Genomic DNA, 4,102 nt, shown 5'->3' on the forward strand with positions numbered 1-4,102 from the left:
GGTCATGCGCAGGGGCAATTCCGGTCGTGTGGGGCGCGAAAAAACAAAACCGGCCGCGATGGGCCGGTTCAGCTGCTGGTCTCGCGGGCCCGTTGCTCAGGCGCGCGGCGTGTTGAACTCGGAATCCAGGGTTTCCGGCCGCTGGATGACGGCGAATTCGACAGCGACACCATCCTCGAAATGACGCACCACCTGGCCGCGCATCGTGCCCAGCATGATCTGCACGCCGATCGCCGGCTTGACGTCGATCTCGACCGCGGCGCCCGAGAGCGACAGGTCGATGATGCGACACTGGTACTGGCGCCCGTCGGTGAGCTGGAGCACGCTCATCGGATTGCGCGGCGCGACGCGTTCGTGGCGGCGGTCTTCCGGCAGGTCGAGCTCGTGCTTGTTGGCAAGCCAGGTCAGCTGCGCGGCAAGCTTGTCCTTCTTGCGGTCCGAGGCGATGACGGTCATGGCGAAACCGTCCTGCGAGGTGCGGGTCACCACACCCTCGACGCGGCCGATGTGATCGATATAGGCGATGACCTTCTCACCCGGCATGCCGACGCGCTCGGTTCGAAGTGCGACGTTGCCCGGCGACATGTCGATCACCTGGCACGGGTGCTCGGTGCGGTCCTCCAGCATGAAGCGCCCGTAGATCTTGACGCGGACGCGCTGAAAATTACGCCTTTCGGCGCGGGACGGCGCAAAGTCGACCGCCGTTGACCTCATGACTGCCTACACCCCGTTGGCATTCCCCGCGTCAATGCGAGGAATTTCACCGGGAAAACTACAACAATGGAGGTTAACAAAGGGGAAAAGTGGACCCCCTTCGCAGTCGATCCGAATGCTGGAGGTGGCTACTCGCCGCGCCCGCCCTCGAACACCACCAGATGGCGGATGCGACGCGCGCGGCCGAGTGCCGGAAACGTTTCTGGCGGATCGAACTCTGAAGGCACAAGCGAGGGAACATTGATGGCAGGCCGGTTCTTCAGGAACATCGGCTCCTTGTCCGGATCGACGACGCGGATCGAATCGATCAGCGCGTCGGTGATCGGGTCGGCACCCAGCCAGAATGGTCTTTCGGCGGCGCTGATGACACCCAGGCAGCGCGGATTCTCGACGCCGCCGTCGAGCGGCAGGGCAAGCAGTTCGAACTTGTTGGATCGGCCGTTTCCACTGAAGCCCTCATAGGTGATCAGCACCACGGATTTCTGCTCGAAAACGCCGTGGACCAGCCGCGAGACAAGCCGCTGGTCCTTCTCGCGCCACAGCGAGGGGAAGGAGAACCCCTTCAGTTCGCGACCATAGGAGGCGCAAAGCCTGGTGCCGGCCAGCCGGAACACGGCCTCGCCGCGCGTATCCCTTTCCAGGATGAATGTGTCGGCCAAAAGCGACTTGATGTCGGCGGGCTCCACTTCCGAACGCTTCGGGGCGGGGCGCCCATCACGCAGCTGGTTCCAATATTGGAACAGCGTGATCGATCCGTTCTGGTTCATTGTGTGCTCTTTCGCGCAAACTGTCTTTTCATGTCCCATCGGCGAACAGACAGGGCGCCCTCCGATGACCTACATGCGTTGCGGAGCAGGATGCGTGCCAGCATCGTTAACACTTGTTCACGGGTCGGGGACGTTAAGGTTAACAAGTCGTTTACGTTGCGGCCGAGCCCCGCCTGTGGCACACCAAAACCACTCCAGAAGCGGTCGTTTCGCGACGATCGGCAGCACTTCGGTCAAGAGTTTCGGGGAGCAGGGGCTCGACCGGCCGTTCAAGGGGGAACCTTGGACGGCTTCTTTTTTGATTCGCGCATGCAGCGATTCGCGGCCTCTCGACAGGCGACAGCGTGATCCCGTTAACCGAAGCGCGTTCGTGCCGGAACGTTGCAGCAAGCTGGCGTGGCGACCTGAACCGGTCATTGCGTACTGCCCCTGTCCGCGGGTCTCTTCGTCTAGGCCCTCCTGCAAGGGCGGCGCGCATCTGGTCTCCACGGCGGCAGCAACATTTGCCAACGACGCGCTTCGAAAGAGAATAATCTGCGTTCCGGGCGGTTCCGCCGCCGCTGTACCTTTCGCGAATTCGCTCATCGAGGCGCGACGGCGGCGATCCCGCGGTCCGGAGACGTGCCTTGTCGGCGTTACTCCTGGGGAATTCTCATGAAGACTTCTATTCTCGGATTATTTACTGCCGGCCTGCTTGCCTGCGCCGTACCGGTTGGGGCGGCACACGCCGCCGGGGTCGCCGGTGCTCCAGCGCCCTTCGACAAGGGCGGCGTGAAGGTGGCGCTCGTCACCTTCATCTCGGCCGGCGATTTCTTCCAGGCCTATCAGGCCGGTGCGGCGAAACAGGCGAAAGCGCTCGACATCGACCTGCAGATCTTTTCCGGCCGGCAGGATGCGGCCGCGCAACGCGACCAGATAGAGCAGGCGATCAATCTCGGCGTCCAGGCCATCATCATCGACCACGGCCAGCCCGAAGCGCTGAAGGACGTTGCACAGAAGGCGCTCGATGCCGGCATCAAGGTCGTCGCCTTCGACGTCAATCTCGACAATCCGAAGATCCCGCAGGTCGAACAATCCGACCACGAGCTCGCCAAGGCAGCGCTCGGCCAGGCGCTCAAGGACAATGGCGCATCGTTCCAGGCGGGCTATGTCTATGTAGCGGGTTTCGCGCCGCTCGATCGTCGCAACGAAATCTGGGACGAGGTCAAGAAGGCCAATCCAGGCATTGTCGAGAAGGCGCGCTGGGGCACGGTCAACGACACGACCGCGGTGTCGACCGCCGATCAGACCAAGGCGGCGTTCCAGGCCAATCCCGATATCAGCGTTGTCTTCGCCCCCTATGACGAGTTCGCGCGCGGGGTGAAGCTCGCCACCGACGAACTCGGCATTTCGAGCAAGGTGAAGATCTATTCGGCCGACGTGTCCACCGCCGATATCACCGAGATCACCGCGGAACGAAGCCCGTGGATGGCCACGGCAGCCACCAATCCGGCCGTCGTCGGCGCGGTTTCGGTGCGGGCTGCGGCCAAGCTGATCGCCGGCGAGGATCCGGGCCACAACATCGTCGTCAAGCCGGTGCTGCTGACCCAGGAAGAACTGCGCAAGAACGGCATCAAGACGGTCGAGGACCTCGACGCCAAGCTTCCGGCCTTTGGCCAGAGCGACGCGGCCGCCGCCAGCTGGATCCCATCCAACTGATCTCTTCTCCCTCGCCTCGGGGGAGAAAAGAAATTGCCTGAAAGCTTGGCTCCCCTTTATTCGCCTGAGCGGTTCACTGTTTCACGGAACCAGTGAACCGCTCTATCTCTTTGTTTTGACGCAATTCCGGACGGAAAACCGTTTCACACTTTTCCTGGAATTGCCCTAACCTAACCGCCGCTGATTGCCGTCAGGATAAAAACCTCGGTGCCGGGCGCGAGCCTGGTTTCAAGGGTCGCTCTCTCGCCATCGACGAAGACGTTCATATGGCGGCGGATCGCTGGGCGGGAATCGCAGATTCGGTCGCGCATGCCGGGCCAGCGCGCGTCCAGCCCGTCGATCATTTCCTTCGTGGTCGAGGCCGGCAGTTCGACCCGGCGCGGCGCGCCAGGAAACAGGTCGATGAGCACGCCCGGGAGCCGCGCGACGACAAGGGGCACACTGTCGGCGGTGGCGTTCGACATTTGCGTTACTAGCCCACCACCATCGCCTCGACGGACAGGATCGCGGGCAGATGCTGAGCGATCTCCGACCAGTTTTCGCCTTCGTTGGCACTGGCGAAAAGCGAGCCGCCGCTGGTGCCGAAATAGACGCCGGCCGGCTCGAGGCTGTCGGTCGCCATAGCTTGCCGCAACACGCCTGCGTAGCAGTTCTCCTGCGGCAGGCCCTTGCGCTCGTCCATCCAGGTGGCGCCCGCATCCTCAGTCTTCCAGACCGCCGCCTTCGCGTCCGGCACATAGCGGCCGGCACTGTCGCCATTGAGCGGCAGAAGGAAGAGCGTGTCGGCGTCGCGCGGATGCGTGGCCGCAGGAAATCCGAAGGTCGAGGGAAGGCCCTTCTCGATGCTCTGCCAGTTCTTGCCGCCGTCGTCGGAGCGGTACATGCCGCAATGGTTCTGCTGGTAGAGCCGATCGGGCTTGCCG

The 4,102-nt window shown here is 63.0% G+C and carries 4 protein-coding genes and 1 pseudogene; 1 reads left to right on the top strand and 4 read right to left on the bottom strand.

Annotation, left to right across the window (positions count from 1 at the left end; all coding sequences use genetic code 11):
- Nucleotides 1-96: 96 nt before the first annotated feature.
- Entirely contained in the window at nucleotides 97-714 is a 618-nt protein-coding gene (locus tag EN781_RS27670; RefSeq protein WP_126054354.1) for a PilZ domain-containing protein, read from the bottom strand.
- 128 nt (nucleotides 715-842) lie between these two features.
- The gene (locus EN781_RS27675; protein ID WP_126054355.1) at nucleotides 843-1,481 is read right to left on the bottom strand and encodes a PAS domain-containing protein; all 639 of its coding nucleotides are present in this window, start codon (nucleotides 1,479-1,481) and stop codon (nucleotides 843-845) included.
- A 654-nt stretch (nucleotides 1,482-2,135) separates the two neighbouring features.
- Here EN781_RS27675 and EN781_RS27680 point away from each other — a divergent pair.
- Complete coding sequence (locus EN781_RS27680; protein WP_126054356.1) at nucleotides 2,136-3,179, top strand: substrate-binding domain-containing protein; 1,044 nt, start codon at nucleotides 2,136-2,138, stop codon at nucleotides 3,177-3,179.
- A 170-nt stretch (nucleotides 3,180-3,349) separates the two neighbouring features.
- Here EN781_RS27680 and EN781_RS27690 read toward each other — a convergent pair whose 3' ends face one another.
- Together EN781_RS27690 and EN781_RS27695 are read right to left on the bottom strand one after the other, a co-directional pair.
- Nucleotides 3,350-3,643 carry a MoaD/ThiS family protein gene (locus EN781_RS27690; RefSeq protein WP_126054358.1) on the bottom strand — a complete coding sequence of 98 codons (294 nt, stop codon included), beginning with the start codon at nucleotides 3,641-3,643 and terminating at the stop codon, nucleotides 3,350-3,352.
- 8 nt (nucleotides 3,644-3,651) lie between these two features.
- Nucleotides 3,652-4,102, bottom strand: a pseudogene (locus EN781_RS27695) (exo-alpha-sialidase); the annotation flags it as partial.

Source organism: Mesorhizobium sp. M4A.F.Ca.ET.090.04.2.1 (genome assembly GCF_003999085.1).
In the GTDB taxonomy this organism is placed as follows: Bacteria; Pseudomonadota; Alphaproteobacteria; order Rhizobiales; family Rhizobiaceae; genus Mesorhizobium.